The organism is Streptomyces sp. NPDC001194 (genome assembly GCF_042896985.1).
Classification (GTDB): domain Bacteria; phylum Actinomycetota; class Actinomycetes; order Streptomycetales; family Streptomycetaceae; genus Streptomyces.
In genome coordinates this window covers 311,836-331,246 of record NZ_JBIAXU010000002.1, presented here as the reverse complement: position 1 = coordinate 331,246, position 19,411 = coordinate 311,836, and the positions used below count along the sequence as shown (strand labels likewise).

General features: G+C 73.1%; 18 protein-coding genes and 1 riboswitch. Of the genes, 10 read left to right on the top strand and 8 right to left on the bottom strand.

Going from position 1 to position 19,411, the window contains the following annotated elements; translation table 11 throughout:
- Positions 1 to 153: 153 nt before the first annotated feature.
- The 5 genes from ACFY1T_RS06235 to ACFY1T_RS06215 all read left to right on the top strand — a co-directional run bounded on the left by ACFY1T_RS06235 (position 154) and on the right by ACFY1T_RS06215 (position 6,761).
- A complete protein-coding gene (locus tag ACFY1T_RS06235; protein WP_390787173.1) occupies positions 154 to 801 on the top strand; it encodes a class I SAM-dependent methyltransferase in 648 nt (215 codons plus the stop codon).
- A gap of 132 nt (positions 802 to 933) precedes the next feature.
- Positions 934 to 1,872 carry an N-acetylmuramoyl-L-alanine amidase gene (locus ACFY1T_RS06230; protein ID WP_030866755.1) on the top strand — a complete coding sequence of 313 codons (939 nt, stop codon included), beginning with the start codon at positions 934 to 936 and terminating at the stop codon, positions 1,870 to 1,872.
- A 136-nt stretch (positions 1,873 to 2,008) separates the two neighbouring features.
- Positions 2,009 to 2,818 carry a hypothetical protein gene (locus ACFY1T_RS06225; protein WP_390787172.1) on the top strand — a complete coding sequence of 270 codons (810 nt, stop codon included), beginning with the start codon at positions 2,009 to 2,011 and terminating at the stop codon, positions 2,816 to 2,818.
- A gap of 104 nt (positions 2,819 to 2,922) precedes the next feature.
- A complete protein-coding gene (locus ACFY1T_RS06220; protein ID WP_390787171.1) occupies positions 2,923 to 3,933 on the top strand; it encodes an LLM class F420-dependent oxidoreductase in 1,011 nt (336 codons plus the stop codon).
- 74 nt (positions 3,934 to 4,007) lie between these two features.
- Positions 4,008 to 6,761 (top strand): PKD domain-containing protein, encoded by a 2,754-nt coding sequence (locus tag ACFY1T_RS06215; protein ID WP_390787170.1) that lies wholly within the window; start codon positions 4,008 to 4,010, stop codon positions 6,759 to 6,761.
- Positions 6,762 to 6,829: 68 nt separating this feature from the next.
- Here ACFY1T_RS06215 and ACFY1T_RS06210 read toward each other — a convergent pair whose 3' ends face one another.
- Entirely contained in the window at positions 6,830 to 7,201 is a 372-nt protein-coding gene (locus ACFY1T_RS06210) for a hypothetical protein (protein ID WP_390787169.1), read from the bottom strand.
- Positions 7,202 to 7,277: 76 nt separating this feature from the next.
- Positions 7,278 to 7,964 (bottom strand): hypothetical protein, encoded by a 687-nt coding sequence (locus tag ACFY1T_RS06205; protein WP_390787431.1) that lies wholly within the window; start codon positions 7,962 to 7,964, stop codon positions 7,278 to 7,280.
- 134 nt (positions 7,965 to 8,098) lie between these two features.
- Between ACFY1T_RS06205 and ACFY1T_RS06200 the strand changes: the two genes are divergently transcribed.
- Positions 8,099 to 8,401 (top strand): hypothetical protein, encoded by a 303-nt coding sequence (locus tag ACFY1T_RS06200; RefSeq protein WP_390787168.1) that lies wholly within the window; start codon positions 8,099 to 8,101, stop codon positions 8,399 to 8,401.
- A 57-nt stretch (positions 8,402 to 8,458) separates the two neighbouring features.
- On the opposite strand, the gene ACFY1T_RS06195 is transcribed toward ACFY1T_RS06200, so the two are convergent.
- Genes ACFY1T_RS06195 through ACFY1T_RS06185 form a run of 3 tightly spaced genes read right to left on the bottom strand, consistent with a single transcriptional unit; the run spans position 8,459 to position 11,650 of the window.
- A complete protein-coding gene (locus tag ACFY1T_RS06195) occupies positions 8,459 to 9,547 on the bottom strand; it encodes a prenyltransferase/squalene oxidase repeat-containing protein (protein WP_390787167.1) in 1,089 nt (362 codons plus the stop codon).
- Positions 9,544 to 10,278, bottom strand: a complete 735-nt coding sequence (locus ACFY1T_RS06190) for a class I SAM-dependent methyltransferase (protein WP_030156375.1) — start codon at positions 10,276 to 10,278, stop codon at positions 9,544 to 9,546. Before ACFY1T_RS06190 ends, ACFY1T_RS06195 begins: the two co-directional genes overlap by 4 nt.
- A gap of 58 nt (positions 10,279 to 10,336) precedes the next feature.
- A complete protein-coding gene (locus ACFY1T_RS06185) occupies positions 10,337 to 11,650 on the bottom strand; it encodes a glycosyltransferase family 4 protein (RefSeq protein WP_390787166.1) in 1,314 nt (437 codons plus the stop codon).
- A 250-nt stretch (positions 11,651 to 11,900) separates the two neighbouring features.
- Between ACFY1T_RS06185 and ACFY1T_RS06180 the strand changes: the two genes are divergently transcribed.
- Positions 11,901 to 12,563 (top strand): TetR family transcriptional regulator, encoded by a 663-nt coding sequence (locus ACFY1T_RS06180; RefSeq protein WP_390787165.1) that lies wholly within the window; start codon positions 11,901 to 11,903, stop codon positions 12,561 to 12,563.
- A 481-nt stretch (positions 12,564 to 13,044) separates the two neighbouring features.
- On the opposite strand, the gene ACFY1T_RS06175 is transcribed toward ACFY1T_RS06180, so the two are convergent.
- The 3 genes from ACFY1T_RS06175 to ACFY1T_RS06165 form a co-directional block, all read right to left on the bottom strand.
- A complete protein-coding gene (locus ACFY1T_RS06175; protein ID WP_390787164.1) occupies positions 13,045 to 13,548 on the bottom strand; it encodes a hypothetical protein in 504 nt (167 codons plus the stop codon).
- Positions 13,549 to 14,065: 517 nt separating this feature from the next.
- Positions 14,066 to 14,299 (bottom strand): ferredoxin, encoded by a 234-nt coding sequence (locus ACFY1T_RS06170; RefSeq protein WP_390787430.1) that lies wholly within the window; start codon positions 14,297 to 14,299, stop codon positions 14,066 to 14,068.
- A 5-nt stretch (positions 14,300 to 14,304) separates the two neighbouring features.
- Positions 14,305 to 15,768, bottom strand: coding sequence for an aldehyde dehydrogenase (locus ACFY1T_RS06165; RefSeq protein ID WP_390787163.1), 1,464 nt, complete (start codon positions 15,766 to 15,768; stop codon positions 14,305 to 14,307).
- 214 nt (positions 15,769 to 15,982) lie between these two features.
- On the opposite strand from ACFY1T_RS06165, the gene ACFY1T_RS06160 reads away from it, so the two are divergent.
- The 3 genes from ACFY1T_RS06160 to ACFY1T_RS06150 all read left to right on the top strand — a co-directional run bounded on the left by ACFY1T_RS06160 (position 15,983) and on the right by ACFY1T_RS06150 (position 19,334).
- Positions 15,983 to 17,116 (top strand): MBL fold metallo-hydrolase, encoded by a 1,134-nt coding sequence (locus ACFY1T_RS06160; RefSeq protein ID WP_390787162.1) that lies wholly within the window; start codon positions 15,983 to 15,985, stop codon positions 17,114 to 17,116.
- Between the two features lie 100 nt (positions 17,117 to 17,216).
- A riboswitch (cobalamin riboswitch) is annotated at positions 17,217 to 17,296 on the top strand.
- Between the two features lie 131 nt (positions 17,297 to 17,427).
- Positions 17,428 to 18,669, top strand: coding sequence for a prenyltransferase/squalene oxidase repeat-containing protein (locus ACFY1T_RS06155; protein ID WP_390787161.1), 1,242 nt, complete (start codon positions 17,428 to 17,430; stop codon positions 18,667 to 18,669).
- On the top strand, positions 18,669 to 19,334 hold the full coding sequence (locus ACFY1T_RS06150; RefSeq protein ID WP_390787160.1) for an SCO2322 family protein: 666 nt from the start codon (positions 18,669 to 18,671) through the stop codon (positions 19,332 to 19,334). The genes ACFY1T_RS06155 and ACFY1T_RS06150 overlap by 1 nt, the downstream gene beginning before the upstream one ends.
- The last annotated feature ends 77 nt before the right edge of the window (positions 19,335 to 19,411 follow it).

The following is a 19,411-nucleotide window of genomic DNA, read 5'->3' as shown; positions in this document are numbered from 1 at the left end:
CGTCCCCCCGGCGAGGGAGCCCCGCCCGCCACTCGGACGGGCCCCGCCGTCCGGGCGCGACGGAAGGGTCGGCCCCCGCCATGGTGCGCTACCAGCCGGTAGGGCACCATGGGCGCCCAGCCCAGCCCACCACAGCACTGCCGGAGGAACCCCATGGCGCCCGCCACCCCCAAGCCGGAGATCCTGGCCGCCTTCGAGGCGGCCAAGGGGTTCATGCCCGTACGCGAGGGCCTCGCCCTGTACGAGGCGGCCGCCGCCGCGGCGGCGCTCGGGCTGCCGCTCCTGGAGGTCGGCACGTACTGCGGGCGCTCCACCGTCCTGCTGGCCGACGCCGCCCGCGAGGCCGGGGTCGCCGCGATCACGGTCGACCACCACCGCGGCAGCGAGGAGCAGCAGCCGGGCTGGGAGTACCACGACCCGAGCGTCGTGGACCCGGAGGTCGGGCTGATGGACACCCTCCCGACCTTCCGCCGCACCCTCCACAAGGCGGGCCTGGAAGAGCACGTCATCGCGATCGTGGGCCGCTCCCCGCAGGTCGCGGCAGCCTGGGGCGGCAAGCTCGGCTTCGTCTTCATCGACGGCGGCCACACCGACGAGCACGCCGCCGGCGACTACGAGGGCTGGGCCCCGCACGTCGCCGAGGGCGGCACGCTCGCCATCCACGACGTGTTCCCCGACCCGGCCGACGGCGGCCAGGCCCCGTACCGGATCTACCTGCGCGCCCTGGCCTCCGGCGCCTTCGAGGAGGTCTCGGTGACCGACTCCCTCCGCATCCTGCGCCGCACCGCCCCGGGGATCTAGAGGACGTCCTGCCGTGCACCGCCGGGCGCGGGCCCGCGCCCGGCGGTGCACGTATAAGCGGATAAGCGCACCACGCCCCCGTATGGCCCACGGTCCGCGCCGACGGCGGACGGCCGGTCTAGCATCGCGAACGTGCGCTACGACGACAGTCCCCCCTCCCCCGAGTCCGCCTCCTCGGTCAGCCCGGACCGGCGGTGGTTCACGCGCCGCTCCGGCCTCGCCGTCGGAGCCGCCGTACTCGCCCCCACCCTCCTGGCGGGGTGGGTCCTCGTCCAGGTGACCACCGGCGCGGGGGCGGACGACGCCCGCCCGCCCCGGATCGTGATGCCGGCCGCCACCCCCTCGCTCACCCCGGCCTCGACCCCGACACCGACGGCGACCGCCCCCGAGGCCAAGGGCCCGCTCGCCGGCAAGACCGTGGTCATCGACCCGGGCCACAACACCGGCAACTTCCAGCACACCTCCGAGATCGACCAGAAGGTCGACATCGGCACCACCCGCAAGGAATGCGACACCACCGGCACCACCACCAACGCCGGTTACAAGGAAGCCGAGTTCACCCTCGACGTGTCGCGCCGGCTGCGCACCGTCCTGGAAGCCAAGGGCCTCAAGGTGGTCCTCACCCACGAGGCCGACCGCGCCTGGGGCCCCTGCATCAACGAACGCGCCCGCATCGGCAACGAGGCCGCCGCCGACGCCGTGGTCTCGGTCCACGCGGACGGCGTCTCCTCGGGCAACCGCGGCTACCACGTCATCCTCCCGGCCAAGGTCAAGGGGGGCGCCGCGGACACCGCCAAGATCGTCGGCCCTTCGCGCGACCTCGGCGAGAAGATCGGTTCGAACTTCGCCCGCACCACCGGCTCCGCCCCCGCCAACTACCTCGGCAGCGGAACCGGCTTGGTGGTCCGCGACGATCTGGGCGGACTCAATCTCTCGACCCGGCCCAAGGTGTTCATCGAATGCGGCAACATGCGTGACGCCAAGGACGCGGCGCTGCTGACGAGTCCGGAGTGGCGGCAGAAGGCTGCCCAGGGCATCGCGGACGGCATCGTCGGCTTCTTGGGCGGGTAGTGCCCCGGGGACAGCCTGCCGCCCCGATCCTCTCGGTTGCCGGGAACCTCCGTACCATGGTCCCGCCCGCCCCGCTCCTGCACGTGCGCGACCGCGGCACCACGAGACGACCGAGACCGAGAAGGACACCTAACACGTGAACATCCGCTCCCTCACTCGAGGCGACGGCGTGGTGATCGGAGCAGCGGCGCTGCTGTTCATCGCCTCGTTCCTCGACTTCTACTCCGCGACCGGCCTCGACCTGCCGAGCGTGTGGGACACCGACGTCTACCGTCTGGCGCTCCCCAGCATCTTCCTGCTCGGCTTCATCGCGGCCGGTCTGCTCATCGCGGCCCGCTTCCAGCCGGAGACCCGCAAGCTCGCGGGCCTGCCGCTGGCCGCGTGGGGGACGGTGCTCGCGGTCTCCGCCGCCTGGTCCTCCCTCTGGTCCCTGATCACCAGCCCGAGCGGTGCCGACCTCGGCGCGGGCTGCATCATCGCCTTCCTCGCCACCCTCGCGCTGGCGGGAGTGGCCGTCGCGGGCGCGAAGGTCCCCGCGCTCGCCGGCGGTCTGGTGCCCGAGCCGAAGCCCGCCGCCCCCGCGCCGTACGGGGCCCAGCCCCAGCCCGGCACCGGGTACGGCTACCCGGGCGCCCAGCAGGGCCAGCCGTACGGGTCCACCCCGCAGCCGGTCCCGCCGTACGGCGGCACCCCGCAGCCGAACCCGGCTCCGGGTCCGCAGGAAGCGGCGCCCGCCCCGGCGGCGGACTTCACCCCGTTCTGGTTCGCGGTACCGGTGGCGCGCCCCCTCTTCCCGGAGGACGGCTCCCCCACCCCGATCGCCGAGCTCGCGCCGGGCACCTGGTACCTGGCCGTGGACCAGCGCGGCCCCGCCACGCTGATCGCCCAGACCCAGGACGGCCGCCGCGGCGTCCTGAACGACACCTCGGGCATCCAGCGCGGCTGACGCCGCCTCCCGCGCACGGCCGACGGCCCCCCGCCCTTCCGGGCGGGGGGCCGTTGCCCTACAGTCACCTGACGCATCGTCAGATACGGCTGGAGGGAACGTACATGCGCCTCGGACTCGCACTCGGCTACTGGGGCCGCGGCCCCGACCGGACCCACCTCGACCTCGCCGCCGAAGCCGAGAACCTCGGCTACGACTCGGTGTGGACCGCCGAAGCCTGGGGCTCGGACGCCTTCACCCCGCTCACCTGGATCGCCGCGCACACCTCGCGGATCCGCCTCGGCACCGCCATCGCCCAGATGGCCGCCCGCACCCCCACCGCCACCGCCATGCACGCCCTGACCCTGGACCACCTCTCCGGCGGCCGGATGATGCTGGGCCTCGGCCTGTCCGGCCCCCAGGTGGTCGAGGGCTGGTACGGGCGCCCCTTCCCCGCGAGCCCGCTCACCGCCACCCGCGAGTACGTCGACGTCATCCGCCAGGTGCTGCGCCGCGAAGGGCCCGTCACCCTCGACGGCCGCTTCCACCAGCACCCGTACCGCGGGGAGGACGGCACCGGCATCGGCAAACCGCTGAGGCCCATCACCCACCCGCTGCGCGCGGACCTGCCCGTCCTTCTCGGCGCGGAGGGCCCGAAGAACATCGCCCAGACCACCCGCATCGCGGACGGCTGGCTCCCCCTCTACTGGTCGCCGACCCGCACCGACGTCTACCGGGCCTCGCTGGCCGACCTCCCCGAGGGGTTCATGATCGCCCCGATGGCCCGGGCGAAGGTCTGCGACGACGTCGCCGAGGGCCTGCTCCCGGTCAAGGCGATGCTCGGCTTCTACATCGGCGGGATGGGACACGCGGCCCGCAACTTCCACGCCGACCTGATGGCCAGGATGGGCTACGAGGAGGAGGCCCGCCGCATCCAGGAGCTGTTCCTCGCCGGGCGCAGGGAGGAGGCGGTCCTCGCCGTCCCGGACGCCTTCGCCGACGAGATCTCGCTCATCGGCCCGCGCGAGCGCATCGCCGAACGCCTCGACCTGTGGCGCAAGGGCCCGGTCACCGACCTGCTCGTGACGGCCCCGGACCCGCACACGCTGAGGGTCCTGGCGGAACTCAACAACTAATCACATGTGACAGAGACTGACCGAAAGTAGATGATGATCGTCGCCATTCGTCTCCTGCCGGAAAGAACCCCCTGGTGCGTCCCACTCGTACGTCCGTCCTGCTGACCACAGGCCTCGTCACCCTGCTCGGGATCCCGGCCGCCGCCGCTGCCGACACCCCGTCCACGCTGTACGTGGACAACAACCGCAACGTGATCGACTGCTCCGACGACGGTCCCGGTTCGAAAGACCTCCCGTTCTGCACCATCTCGGCGGCCGCCAAGGTGGTGCAGCCCGGGCAGACCGTCCGCATCAAGGCGGCCACCCCGTACGCCGAAGCCGTCACCATCGACCGCTCCGGCGAGCCCGGCAAGCCCATCACCTTCGTCCCCGACGGGCCGTCGGCCGCCAGCCTCGTGCAGCTGTCCGGCGGCAAGGCCCTCAAGGTGTCCGGTGCCTCCCACGTGGTGGTGCGCGGGCTGCGCACCAGCGGAGGGGTCCAGGTGAGCGGTTCCTCCGACGTCGAGCTGGACCGGATCAACAGCGCCGTGGCCGCCTCCGCCGCTCTCGTCGTCGACCAGGGCAGCACCGACGTCCGCGTGACCAGGAGCCGGCTCATCGCCCCCGTCCGGATCGAGGGCGGCTCCCGGGGCACCGTGCTGAGCCGCAACGAGATCGACGGCCGCATGGCCGCCTCCGTCGCCGCGGTCGACGCACCCGGCACCGTCGTCACCAACAACACGCTCCGCCTCAACTGCGAAGCTGCCGTCTCCTTCCGCGGCGCCTCCACCGGCTCCGGGGCGTTCAACAACCTGATCTACACCGCCACTTCCCGGGAGTGCACCGACCCCGCCGCTCCCCGCAGCGGCATCCTGGTGGGGCAGAGCGCGGCGTCCGGAACCCGCGTCGACTACAACATGCTGGCCGGCTTCCCGGCCGACGGACCGTCCGCCTACATGTGGGCCGACACCGGCCACGCCACCCCGGCGGCGCTCGCCGCCGCGACCGGACAGGGCGCGCACGACCTCCTGGCCCCCAACGCGAACGGCATCGGCCCGGTGGACGGCTCCCCCACCGTCGACTCCGGCGACCCGACGGCTCCGGGCGCCCTGCCCACCGACTACAACGGGTTCCCGGTGACGGACGACCCGCGCGTGCCCAACACGGGCAAGGACGGCGGGTTCATCGACCGCGGCGCCCGCGAGTCCGAGGACGACCTGCGCGGCGTCCAGCTGGAGATCGCCCAGGCCTGGGCCCCGGCCGGCACCGCCGTCCAGGTGAAGGCCGTGGCGGACAACAACTGGCCCGGGACGCTGACGTACCGCTACGACTTCGGAGACGGAACGGCTCCGGTCGTCGGCAAGTCGGCCACCGCCGAGCACGTCTACGCATCGCCCTGCGCCTGCACGGTCAGCGTGAAGGCGATCACCGCCGCGGGCCGGGAGGCCTACCGCCAGCAGTCGATCAAGGTGACCCCGGCCGCCCCGCTGGCCACGGCCTTCACCGCCCAGCCGTACCTGCCGACCGAGAGCGACCCGAACCGGCTGGTGAAGCCGCTGACCGTCGAGGTCGACCCGCAGAGCGCCGCCGCCCCGTGGCCGATCGCGCGGATGGACGTGGACTACGGCGACGGCACGAAGGACACGGACGGCAACGCGAACCCGGTCCAGCACGCCTACAAGCAGCCCGGCACGTACAAGGTGGCCGTGACCCTCACGGACATCAAGGGCGCCACCTCCACCGCCGAGCGGTCGGTGCAGGTCGCCTACACCCCGGCCGGCTACGTCGCCGTCCGCCCGACCCGCGTCCTGGACACCCGTACGACCGGCTCCCCCGTCCAGGGCGGCGCCGCCACCCCGATCGACGTTCCCGTCCACTACTACAGCTCCGGCCCGCACCACACGGCCGGCGCCTCCGCCGTGGTCCTGAACGTGACCGTCACCGGTGCCACCGAGGACACCCACCTCAGCGTCTGGCCCTCGGGCCAGCCCCGCCCCGTCACCTCGAACGTCAACGTCAAGGCGGGCGGCACCTCCTCCAACACCGTCACCGTGCCCGTCGGCGCCGACGGCCTGATCTCCGCTCAGCTCAACTCCGGCAAGGCCGCGCTCATCGTGGACTACGTCGGCCACTACCAGCCGAACACCGGGCAGCGCTTCACCCCGCTCGCCCCGACCCGCGTCGCCGACACCCGCACCGCGGGCGGCGCCCTGGGCGGCGGCCAGACCCGTACGGTCAAGGTCGCCGGCGTGAACGGGATCCCCGCCGACGCCACGGCCGTCGCCCTCAACCTGACCGGTACGGGCTCCACCGAGAACGCGCACGTCATCGCCTACCCGGAGGCGGACAAGCGCCCGACCACCTCGAACCTCAACCTCGAACCCGGCAAGGACAAGTCCAACCAGGCCATCGTCCCCGTCGGACCGAACGGCACCATCACCCTCTACACCAACACCGGCTCCACCCACCTCGTCCTGGACGCGGTCGGCTACTACGCCAAGGACGGCAAGGCCCTCTTCACGCCCGTCGTCCCGCAGCGCCTCGCCGACACCCGCACCACCGGCAAGCTGGCCCCCGGCGCGACGGCCACCGTCGCCGGGATCCCGGCGAACGCGGTCGGCGCGGCCCTGAACGTCACGGCCACCGACACCACCGGCCCGGGCTTCCTCACCGTGTACGGGTACGGCGGCACCCGTCCCGAGGCCAGCAGCCTCAACACCCGTCCCGGTGAGACCGTGCCGAACCACGTCACCACCCCGGTGGCCGACGGCCGCGTCTCCGTCTGGAACAGCCACGGCGGCGCCAACCACGTGATCACCGACCTGTTCGGCTACTTCACCCAGGGCTGACCCCGCCCGCAGCACACCGGAGCCCCGGCCACCGCGCGCACACCGCGGTGACCGGGGCTCCCGGCGTGTCAGGGGGCTGAGGCGTCCTGCCCGGCCTGGGGGACGGCCTCCAGCAGTTCCCGCAGGTCGAACGGCATGACGGCGATGTCGATGGTCCCGCCGGGCTCACCGCTCCCGTAGGTACAGGTCACGATCCGCGAGCCGGGGTTGATCGAGATGCCCTCCTTCACGGACGGGGGCCGCACACCGGTCGCGCGGCCGCCGGGCAGCGGTACGGGCTCACCGCGCCGGGGTTCCCAGCGGACCCCGCCCGGGCCCGTGAGCACCCGGCCCACGCGCCAGCGGCCGGCTCCGGCCGGATGGCGGACCATGCACGGGATTCCGTCCGGGGTCCCGGCGGCGATCCGCTCGCGCCGCTTGCGCCGCAGGAAATCGATCATCCGTCCATTGAAACAGCCCGCGGGCCGGCCGGGCGACGCTGCCCGGCCGGCCCGCGGAGCACGAGGAGCCGCGGGCCTATCCGCCGCTCAGCTGCGACAGGCTCGGGACCCTGTCGGTCACCGTGGCGCCGGCGCCCGCACCCGCGCCCTTGACACCGGTGATGACGTCCTGGAGGGAACCCAGGTCGGCGTCGGTCGCATCGCCCTTGCGCAGCTTGGAACCCAGCCCCTTGAGGGACTCGATGCCCGCCGTCAGCGGGGCCACCGCCTTCGACAGCAGCGGGTCGCCCTTGGCGTTGTCCGCGGCCGCCTTCAGCCGGTTGTACGCGAACGCGCCCGCGAGGCCCGCCTTGATCAGGGCGAACGTACGACCGCTGGCGCCCTTCTTGAACTTGCCCGCACGATACGGCTTGATGATCCACTGGTAGGTGGCCCCGGCCGCGAGCCCCGCGTTGGCGACGAACCGCGTCTTCGCGAACTTCTGCTTCTCCGCGGAAGTGGTGGGCGCGGGCGTGGCGGCGGCCGCCGCCTCGTCGGCGGTCTCCTGCCAGGCCGCCGCCTGCGCGGTCAGCGCCTGCACGGCGAGCGCCTCGTCAACCGCCTCCTGTTGCGCGGCCACGGACATCGCGATGTCGGAGCGCGCGGGCTCACCGCCGCCGGATCCACTGGCGGAGCCGCTGCCGCAGGCGGTGGCGCCCGCGAGCAGCGCGCCGGACACGAGCAGGGCCGTGACGGCGCGGCGGAACCGGGTGCTGGTGGGTATGGACTCGCTGGGTTTCGACACGGTGGACCTCCGGGGAGTGAGGTGTCTCCCGCAGCGTCACCCGGGCCCCGGCGCTGCGCCACTTGGCTGACCCGTTCGGGTTTGCTTCACCCGGACGGGGCAAGACGCGCTGCATGCGCACACACACCGGAGTACACGCCCGTGGAGGCGTTCAAGCCGGCCGGGCCGTCGCCGCGGTGGCGGACGTCATGGCCTTCACGATCGGCTTGTGGGTCCTTCTCTACTTCCTCGACGCCAACCGGGGCAACGGCCTCGTGGAGTTCGTCCACGACGCCGCCACCTGGCTGGCCGGATGGTCCTACGACCTGTTCACCTTCGACCGGGAGTGGGTCCAGGTCGTGGTCGGCTACGGCGTGGCGGCCGTGGCCTACCTCGTCATCGGCCACTTCATCGCGGGCCGGCTCTACCGGCGCTGACCGCGGGTTCCCCCTCAGGGGCAGGCCCCGTCCGCGGCGGCCTGCCCCTCTGCGTGCTCAGCCCTGCCGGCAGCAGTCGGGCTCCAGCCCGGACGGCAGCTCCAGCCCCCCGAACACCGCCCCGGTGGCCTCGTCGCCGCCCAGCGCCGCCACGGCGAGCAGCAGCGACCCGGCCGTCCAGGTCGTCTGCTCCACCGGCCACACCGCCTTGTCCTCGAAGACGTAGCCCGTCCAGTACATGCCGTTGTCCGCACGCAGGTGCGTGATCGACCGCAGGATCTCCAGCGCCCGGTCCGACTCCCCCACCGCCCACAGGGCCAGCGCGAGCTCGCAGGACTCCCCGCCCGTCACCCACGGGTTCGGCAGGACGCAGCGCACACCGAGCCCGGGGACCACGAACTCGTCCCAGCGCTCCTCGATCCGCGCCCTCGCCTGCGCGCCGCCGAGGGCGCCGCCCAGCACCGGGTAGTACCAGTCCATCGAGTACCGGGACTTGTCCAGGAACCGCTCGGGGTGGCGCCGGATCGCGTGTCCGAGGGCCCCCGCCGCCAGCTCCCAGTCCGGCTGCGGCTCTTCGCGGTGCTCGGCGATCGCCAGCGCGCAGCGCAGCGCCTGGTGGATCGAGGAGGAGCCGGTGAGCAGCGCGTCCGTGACGGCGCCGCCGTCGGCCTCCCGCTTCCAGCCGATCTCCCCGCCCGGCTGCTGCAGCGCCAGCACGAACTCGGTCGCCGCGTAGACGACGGGCCACATGCGGTCCAGGAACGGGTCGTCGCCGGTGGCCAGGTAGTGGTGCCAGACACCGACGGCTATGTACGCGACGAAGTTGGACTCCCGGCTCGCGTCCTGCGGCACGGCGGTGTCCACCCCGTCCGGCCGGTCCGCGTACGCCGCGTACCAGGAGCCGTCGGCGTTCTGGTGCCGGGCCAGCCAGTCGTACGCCCGCTCCGCGGCCTCGTGCTCGCCCGCCACGTCCAGGGCCATCGCGGCCTCGGTGTGGTCCCACGGGTCCAGGTGGTGGCCGCGGAACCACGGGATCGCCCCGTCGGAGCGCTGCGCGGCGAGGATGCCGGCCACCGTCCCGGCGGCCTCCTCCGCTGTCAGTACGCCGTCCAGCACCAGGCGTTCGGTGCGCCCGGGCGAGCTCACTTCGCTGCGCCGACGGGAAGGTGCGGCTTCGTCGCGTACGCCACGAAGCTCTTGCCGATGACCGGGTTGAGCGCCTGCTCCGCGAGCCGCGTGGCCAGCGGCTTCTTCATGATGTCCCAGACCAGGAGCTTGTGGTACGCCTTCACCGGCAGCGCCTTGTCGTTGTCGACGCCGAACGCGCACTTGAGCCACCAGTACGGGGAGTGCAGTCCGTGCGCGTGGTGGGTGCCGTACGGCTTGAGGCCGGCGGCCTCCATCTTCCCGAGCAGCTCGTCGGCCTTGTAGATGCGGATGTGCCCGCCCTCGACCTCGTGATAGGCGTCGCTCAGCGCCCAGCAGATCTTCTCCGGGCCGTAGCGCGGGACCGTGATGGCGATGCGGCCGCCGGGCTTCAGGACGCGGACCATCTCGGCGAGCACGCCCTTGTCGTCGGGGATGTGCTCCATCACCTCGGAGATGATGACGACGTCGAAGGACTCGTCCGGGAAGGGCAGGGCGAGCGCGTCGCCCTCCATCGCGGTGGCGGTGGCGCCGGCCGGGGCCTCACCGGCCTCCTTCATCGCGGCGAACCACTTGGCGACCTCGCGGATCTCCTCGCCGTTGCGGTCGACTGCGACCACCTGGGCACCGCGCCGGTAGCACTCGAAGGCGTGCCGGCCGGCGCCGCAGCCCAGATCGAGCACACGGTCGCCTGCGGCGAGCGGGAACCGGGAGAAATCGACGGTCAGCACGGGGTCCTGCCTTCGCGGTCGCGGGGGTGTACGGGGGTGGTGTGGAAAAGGCGGAAGGTCACCGCGCGCGGCGGCTGCGGGCTGCCTGCTCGACGGCGGCGCGGTAGAGCGCGGCGGTGCCCTCGGCGGCTCTGGCCCACGTGAACCGGGACAGCACCCGCTCGCGTCCGGCCGCGCCGAGGCGGGCCCGCAGCTGCTCGTCGCCCAGCAGCCGCCCCAGCGCGGCGGCCAGCGCACCCGCGTCGCCGGGCGGCACCGCGAGACAGGTCTCGCCGTCCGGGCCCGCGACCTCGGGGATCGCGCCGCCGGTGGTGGCGACCAGCGGGGTACCGGTGGCCATGGCCTCGGCCGCGGGCAGCGAGAAGCCCTCGTACAGCGAGGGCACGCAAGCGATCTGCGCGCTGCGCACCAGGTCGACGAGCTCGGCGTCGGTGATGCCCTTGACGAAGCGGACCGCGTCCTGGAGCCCGTACGTCTCGATCGCGCGGGCGACGGGACCCTTCTCGGCCCGCTTGCCGACGACGACGAGATGGGCGTCGGGCTGCTCGGTGCGCAGCTTCGCGAGTGCCTCGACGAGGTGGACCAGGCCCTTGAGCGGGACGTCGGCGCTGGAGGTGGTGACGATCCGTCCGGGCACCTCGGCCACGGACGCGTCGGGCGACCACAGGTCGGTGTCGGCGCCGATGTGGACGACGTGGATGCGCTCGTCGCGCACGCCCAGGTGCTCGGCGATCTCCTGCTTGGAGGAGCCGGAGACGGTCAGCACGGAGGGCAGCCGGCGGGCGACGCGCCCCTGCATGCGCGTGAAGCCGTACCAGCGGCGGACGGAGAGCCGCTTCTTGCGGTCCTGCGCGGCGTCCAGGTCCAGCTGCCGGTCCACGGTGATGGGGTGGTGGATGGTGGTGACGAGCGGGGCGCCGAGGTCGGCGAGCAGGCCGTAGCCGAGCGTCTGGTTGTCGTGGATGACGTCGAACTCGCCCGCGCGGGCGGCGAGATGGCGCCGGGCCCGCAGCGAGAAGGTCAGCGGCTCGGGGAATCCGCCGGTCCACATGGTGGCGACCTCGAGTGCGTCGATCCAGTCCCGGTACTCGTCGCGCTTGGGCGTGCGGAACGGGTCGGGGTGCCGGTACAGGTCCAGGCTCGGCAGCTCGGTGAGCGTGGCGCCGGTGTCGAGGACCGGATACGGCTGCGCGCCGATGACCTCGACGCTGTGGCCGAGCTTCACGAGCTCCCGCGAGAGGTGCCGGACGTAGACGCCCTGACCGCCGCAGAACGGGTTCCCCTTATAGGTGAGGAGTGCGATGCGCAACGGGCGGTCGCCGTCGGTGGCGGAACCCGCGAAAGGGCTCGTCACCATGGCCTCAGCGGTCACTCTCGGCCCCCTTCTCCCTGCACTTTCGCCGGAGCGTAACCGCTCGCATAATGTAGAACAAGTTTCAGACTTGATCCGTCGAAGACCATTGAATCTACCGGCCGGAAACCACACCGTAAGAGGCGGAGCAGGTGATTCGCGCCACGGCTTCGACGCCTGACATGCTGGCCGCAGATCACCTGTCGACACACGACGCGAACAGGCCGGAAGTCAGCACCGCAACGACACGGAACGCCATGGAACGGGACAGATGACAGCGGATGCGAAAGCCGTCGCCATGACGGCGTCCCCTCCCCTGACGGAGCGCCAGGAGGCGCGCCGCCGCCGGATCCTGCACGCCAGCGCGCAGCTGGCCAGCCGGGGCGGCTTCGACGCCGTCCAGATGCGGGAGGTCGCCGAGGCCGCCGGGGTCGCACTGGGCACGCTGTACCGGTACTTCCCGTCGAAGGTGCACTTGCTCGTCGCCACCATGCAGGACCAGCTCCAGCACATGCACACGACACTCCGCAAACGCCCCCCGGCGGGCGAGGACCCGGCCGCCCGGGTCGCGGAGACCCTGATGCGCGCCTTCCGGGCGCTGCAGCGGGAACCGCACCTCGCCGACGCGATGGTCCGCGCACTGACGTTCGCGGACCGCAGCGTGAGCCCCGAGGTGGACACGGTGTCCCGGCTGACCACGGCGATCATCCTGGACGCGATGGGCCTGGAGGCCCCGCCGACGGCGGAGCAGCTCTCGGCGGTCCGGGTGATCGAGCACACCTGGCACTCGGCGCTGATCACCTGGCTCTCGGGCCGCGCCTCGATCGCCCAGGTCAAGATCGACATCGAAACGGTCTGCCGCCTGATCACGCTGACGGCGCCGGGGTCGGGGTCGGGGGCGGGGTCGGGGGCAGGGTCCGCGGATTCGGCCTGAAAGGGGGGTCGGCGGGGGCTCGTCGGGGGCTTCGGGGGCGGGATTCGCGCAGTCGGGGTCGGTGGTGTGTCCGGGGGCGTCCCGTCAGTCCACTGTCCTTCCGTGTCGGGGCGGTCCCTCAAGGGCGCTCCCTGCGGTCGCGTCGCTCCGCGATGTCGCTTCGCTCCACCCTTGACCGACCGCCCCGCCCCGGAAAGACAACAGACTGCCGGGAAACCCCCGAAGGAATGGCCGGGAGGTTCAGCAAGAGGGACGGGCCCTCAGCGATGCCGATCGGCGCCTCCTGCCCATCAGCACCCCCAGAGGCCTCCTGATCGGCCCGTCCGGACCTCGACGGGCCTCAACCTGCACCGGATGACGATGAGATGACCGTCCCCCGCCGACAAGCCCAAGAACGCATCGGATCGCTACGCACTTCTCCCGACTGGCGTCCGACGACCGTCCGGGGCTGGTCAGAGGGCTTCGTAGGCGGTGGGGTTCGTCAGTCGGTGCAGCGCTTGCTGTCGAGTGCGGTCGCGGCGCCCTTGTCGTAGCCGGCCTGCCAGTTCGGATCCGGTGCGACCTGCTTCGGCGCGTTCTTCTGGCAGGTCGCAAGGGTGTCCTTGAGTCCTTGCTGGAAGCCCGTGCTGTATTGGTTCTCCCCTTGGTTCGTCGTCATGCCGTCGCCGACGCATACGGTGCGCTGGCTCTCCGCGGGGGTCGGCGCGTTGGACCACTCGACTACGTAGTTGCCCGGCGGCAGCTTCGAAATGGTCGGCGTGCCCTTGTGGATGATCTTCGAGACGTTGCTGCCCGTCTCCGTCACCCGCAGGTCACCGCTGAACCCGGAGACCGTGAGTGTCACGGTGTTCGACGGGCCGGCCGCGGCCGTGCAGGTGGCGGTGACCAGGGTCGGCGGGGCCGCCACGGCATGAGCCGCCGGGAAGAGTCCGGCCAAGGAGACGATGAGGACTCCGGCGAGAGCCGGTCGGCTGGGTCCGTTCATGGTTTCGCCTTCCCCTTCGCACCTCCCCTCTCCATGCTCCTCCCCCGCCCCACCCCTGTCGACCGGGCGCCGCGCGGTGTGCGATCAGCCCCGGACGGTCGTCGGACGCCGATCGGGAGAAGCGTGTAGCGATCTGAGGCGTACCGGTGGGGGATGGTCATCTCATCGTCATCCGGTGCGGGTTGCGGCCCGCCGAGGTCCGGTCAGGCCGATCGCGAGGCCCTTGGGTGTGCCGGTGGGCAGGGGGCGCCGATCAGGATCGCTGAGGGCCCGTTCCTGCCCGGTATCCTCCCGGCCATTCCTTCGGGGGCTTCCCGGCAGTCTGTTGTCTTTCCGGGGCGGGGCGGTCGGTCAAGGGTGGAGCGCAGCGACATCGCGCAGCGACGCGAACGAAGTGAGCGCCCTTGACGGACCGGCCCGACACGGAAGGACAGTGGACTGCCGGGACGCCCCCGGACACGCCACCGACCCCGAGCGCGTGGGTCCCGCCCCCCGAAGCCCCCCACGAGCCCCGCCCCTACTCCTCCGGCGGGAACACCGCCTCCCCGCTCCCGGCCAGCGTGATCAGGATGGCCTCCACCGGGCAGCCCTCCGCCGCCGTCAGGACCGGTTCGTTCGCGTCCGTCTCCGGGTCCCGCGGATGCGACTGGCGCGCCGAGTCCAGCTCGAAGCCCTCCGGCGCGTGGTTCACGCACATGCCCGAGCCGATGCAGACCCCCCGGTCCACCTCCACCACCCAGCGGTCACCCACGGCGCTCACGCACCCGCCGCGTAGCCCGCCGGCAGGTGGATCATCTTGTGCTCCAGGTACTCGCTCAGCCCCTCGGGCCCGAACTCCCGCCCCACACCGCTGTTCTTGTAGCCGCCGAACGGCCCCAGCATGTCCAGGCTGAAGGTGTTCACGTTGAAGGTGCCCGTCCGCACCTGCCGGGCGAAGTCGATGCCGTGCTCGACGTCCCCCGTCCAGACGCTGCCGCTCAGACCGAACTCCGAGTCGTTGGCCACCCGTACCGCCTCGGACTCGTCCGCGTACGGGATCAGGCAGACGACCGGCCCGAAGATCTCCTCACGGGCGATCCGCATCGAGTTGTCCACGTCCCCGAAGAGCGTCGGTTCCACGTACCAGCCCCGCTCCAGCCCCGCCGGGCGGCCGCCGCCCGCCAGGACCTTCGCGCCCTCCTCCTGGCCGATCCGGATGTAGTCCAGCGACCGCTGCTGCTGCCGCCTGGCCACCAGCGGCCCGAGCTGCGTCGCCGGGTCCAGCGGGTCGCCGACCACCAGCGCTCCGGCCGCGGCCGCGAGCGCCTCGGCGACCTCCTCGTACCGGCTGCGCGGCGCGAGCACCCGGGTCTGGGCCACGCAGGCCTGCCCGTTGTTCATCCAGGCCGCCGGGACGATGCCGGCGACGGTCGACTCCAGGTCGGCGTCCGGCAGGATCACGGCGGCGGACTTGCCGCCGAGTTCGAGCGTGACCCGCGTCAGGTTGCGGGCGGCGACCTCCATCACGCGCCGGCCGGCCGCGACCGAGCCGGTGAAGGCCACCTTGTCGACACCGGGGTGGCCGACCAGGTACTCGCTGACCTCGCGGTCGGCGGGCAGGATCGACAGCACCCCCTCCGGCAGCCCGGCCTCGCGGGCGATGTCGGCGAGGATGTACGAGTCCAGCGGCGACTCGGGGGACGGCTTGAGGATCACCGTCGACCCCGTCAGCAGCGCGGGCGCCAGCTTCGCGGCGGCCACGAACTGCGGCACGTTCCACGGGATGACGGCCGCGACCACACCCACCGGCTCCCGGCGCACCAGGATCGGCCCGAGCGCCCCCTGGCGGTGCTCCTCGTACGGGTAGGCGCGTGCGACCTGGATCGCGGCGTCGTAGACCATCATCGGGCCGAGTGCCTGCGCGAGGACGCTCCAGGAGTACGGGGACCCGTTCTGCGAGCTGATCGACCGGGCGATCTCCTCGTGCCGGACGGCGATCGCGTCCTTGATCCGGGTGACGACGGCGATCCGCTCGTCCAGGGACGTCCGGGGCCAGGGCCCCTCGTCGAAGGCCTTGCGCGCGACCGCGACGGCGCGGTCCACGTCCGCGCGGGAGGCGTGCGGGACGCTGCCGATGACCTGCTCGGTGTGGGGGGAGACGATCTCGATCGTGTCGCTGCCCAGCGGATCCGTCCACTCCCCGCCGATGAACAGGTGTCCGTGTTCCACGAGCTCGGTCATGGCTGCTGCCTCCTGCGGCTTGGCGTTCCCGAACTGATACCAGTTCTAGTTCGAGGAGTCCACGGCCAGGACGGAACGATCCGGAAGATCCAACAAGGGGTTGCGACTAGTCAGAACCGCCCGCAGATGGTCGACTTGGGCGACTACTGGAACACGTTCTCGTGAGAGTGAGCCGGGCGGCGCAGACGCGGCCGGGCGCAGACAGGGAGCCCTCATGCCTCAGGACACGCCTCAGGACACGACGCCGCAGGCCGCACCGCCCGCCGGCCCCGGGGCCACGCCCCCGGCCGCCGCGGCCGCGGCCCCCGTCACCCCCCACGTCACCGACCACGGCGGCGGCGTCCGCGGCATCAAGGTCCCGATCCCCGACAACCCGCTGGGGCACACCCTCGTCCACGTCCTCGACACCGACCGCGGCCCGGTCCTCGTCGACACCGGCTGGGACGACCCGGAGTCCTGGGACACCCTCGTCGCCGGCCTGGGCGCGCTCGGCGTCGCGATCGCCGACGTCCACGGCGTGGTCATCACCCACCACCACCCCGACCACCACGGCCTGTCCGGCCGGGTCCGCGAGGCCTCCGGGGCCTGGATCGCCATGCACGCCGCCGACACCGAGGTCGTCGTACGGACCCGCTCCGCCGAGCCCGGCACCTGGTTCGACTACATGAGCGGGAAGCTGGCCGCCGCAGGAGCCCCCGAGGAGCACATCGCCCCCCTGCGGGCCGCCCGCGCGAGCGGCCGCATTCGCACCCTGCCCGGCCTGCGCGCCGCGGTCCCCGACCGGGAGATCGTCCCCGGCGAGCTGCTGCCCCTCGCCGGACGCCGCCTGCGCGCCATCTGGACCCCGGGGCACACCCCCGGCCACGTCTGCCTGCACCTGGAGGAGCGGCATCCGGCGAACCTCCCCGGCAACGGCCGCCTCTTCTCCGGGGACCACCTGCTGCCCGGGATCTCCCCGCACATCGGCCTCTACGAGGACCCGTCGTCCGAGCTGGTCACCGATCCGCTCGGCGACTACCTCGACTCCCTCGAACGCATCGGCCGCCTCGACCCGGCCGAGGTCCTCCCGGCCCACCAGCACGCCTTCACCGACGCCCCGGCCCGGGTGCGCGAACTCCTGCACCACCACGAGGAACGGCTGACCGGCCTCCGTGAGCTGCTGGCCGAGCCGCTGACCCCGTGGGAGCTGGCGGAGCGCATGGAGTGGAACCGGCCCTGGGAGCAGATCCCGTACGGCTCCCGCAACATCGCCGTCTCGGAGGCGGAAGCCCACCTGCGGCGGCTGGTGAAGCAGGGCCGGGCGGAGGCGGTCCCGGGCAGCGATCCGGTCACCTACCGCGCACTGTGACGCGGCAGGCCCCGTGGGTAAGGGGCGCTACGGCCGGACGCCACCCTCCCGGGCTGCTACGGGCCGGTACAGTGAACCCGTCGTCCACCCTTCCGTACGGGGGGAAGCCGGTGCGATTCCGGCGCTGACCCGCAACCGTGACCCGCCCAGGCCCCTGCCGGGCGGGGAGCCGGACTGCCCCGTACGCGAGGTGCGCGGCTCGCGCCGCCGGAGTCCCCGGCGGCCGGCACCGTCGAGGTAAACGGAGCCGGAGCCCGGTGCCCTGTGCGGGCCTGCTCTCCTGCTCCCCAGCACGAGAGGCACCCGCCCCCATGAACGTCCGACGCAGCGCCGCCGCGCTCGCCGCCTCCGCCGTGCTCTGCGTGGGCGCCGCCCCCGCAGCCCTCGCCGCGCCCTCCCCCTCCACCCCGGCGGCCCCGGTGATCCCCTCCGGCCTCTACGGCAAGAAGGACCCGACGTACGACGGCGTGTGGCGGCAGTCCTTCGCGCTGCTGGCCCAGAACACGGTCGGCGTGAAGCCGGCCAAGGAGGCCGTCGACTGGCTGGCCGGGCAGCAGTGCGCGAACGGCGGCTTCGCCTCCTTCCGCGCGGACGCGGCCACCGCCTGCGACGACAAGACGATGTTCGACACGAACGCCACCGCGGTGGCCGTGCAGGCGCTGAAGGCGACGGGCGGCCGGGACGCGGCCGTGAAGAAGGCCGTGGACTGGCTGAAGTCCGTCCAGAACGAGGACGGCGGCTGGGCCTTCGTCCCCGGCACCCCCAGCGAGGGCAACTCCACCTCCATCGTCATCAGCGCGCTGGTGGTGGCGGGCGAGAAGCCGGCCGAGGTGAAGTCGAAGGCCGGGAAGTCCGCGTACGAGGGCCTGCTCGCCTTCCAGCTGGGCTGCGCCGCCGAGCCGGCCGCCGACCGGGGCGCCTTCGGGTACCAGCCGGCGCCGGACGGCAAGCTCGCGGCCAACGCCGACGCCACGGCCGCCGCCGTCCTGGCCGGCCTGGGTCAGGGCTCGGTCGTCGCCCCCTCCGCCACGGACACCCCCGCGGCCGCACTGGCCTGCCCGGCGGGCGCCGCCGACCCGGCGGCCGCGGCGCAGGGCGCGGCCGGCTACCTGGCCGAGACCCTGAAGAAGGACGGCCACCTCACGGCCGTCACCCCGGGCGCGGACCAGCCGACCGCGGACACCGGCAACACCGCCGACGCGGTGATCGCCCTGGCCGCGGCCGGGCACAAGCAGTCGGCGGCGGGCGCGCTGGAGTGGCTGAAGACGAACTCGGCGGAGTGGGCCAAGGACAGCCCGGCGGCCCTGGGCACCCTGGTCCTGGCCGCGCACGCGACGGGCGCGGACCCGAAGTCGTTCGGCGGCACCGACCTGGTGACGGCCCTGAACGCGACGGGCCCGGCCCCGCAGACCGCCACGACGGCGGAGCCCAAGTCGGACGCGAACGACGAGGGCAGCGACTCGAACGTCTGGTGGATCGTGGGCGCGGGCCTGGCGGCCGGCATGGGCATCGGCGTCCTGCTGAGCGGCCGCCGGAAGAAGAACCAGCTCTGATGCGCCGCGGCCCGATCCCGCTGGTCCTCGCGTTCGGCATCCTCCTCACCCTCCTGGCGTCCTCCCCGGCCCTGGCGGCGGGCTACCGCTACTGGTCGTTCTGGGAGGGCTCGGGAGGCCAGTGGCAGTACGCCACCCAGGGCCCCTCGACGGCCCGCCCGGCGGACGGCTCGGCCCTGGGCTTCCGCTTCTCGGTGAGCCAGGACGCGGCGGCCGAGGCGGCGAAGCCGCGCGCGGCGGCCGATTTCGCGGCGGTCTGCGGGGACACCGCGGCCGTGGAGGGCCGCAAGCGGATCGCGGTGGTCGTGGACTTCGGCATCCCGCAGGACGCCCCGGCGGGCGACGCCCCGCCGCAGGACGCCCCGCGCACGGCCTGCGCCCAGGTCGCCCCGGACGCCACGGCGGCCGAGGCCCTGGCGCAGGCCGCCAAGCCGCTCCGCTACAACAGCGCCGCGCTGCTGTGCGCGGTCTCGGGCTACCCGAAGCAGGGCTGCGGCGAACCGATCGCGGACGCGCAGGAGAAGCCGCGGGCGGATGCGGCGCCGAAGCCTTCGGCGCAGGCCGAGCCCGCCGACGGCGGCCCGTCGACCTCCCTGCTGGTCGGCCTGGCGGCGGTGGCCGCCCTGGCCGCGGCCGCGGTCTGGCAGTCCCGCCGCCGCCGATGACACCCCCCACCACCCCCGCCTCACCCGAGTCCCCCCGCCCGCCGGAGCCGGCGGACGCGGCGGTGGCCGGTGTGCGC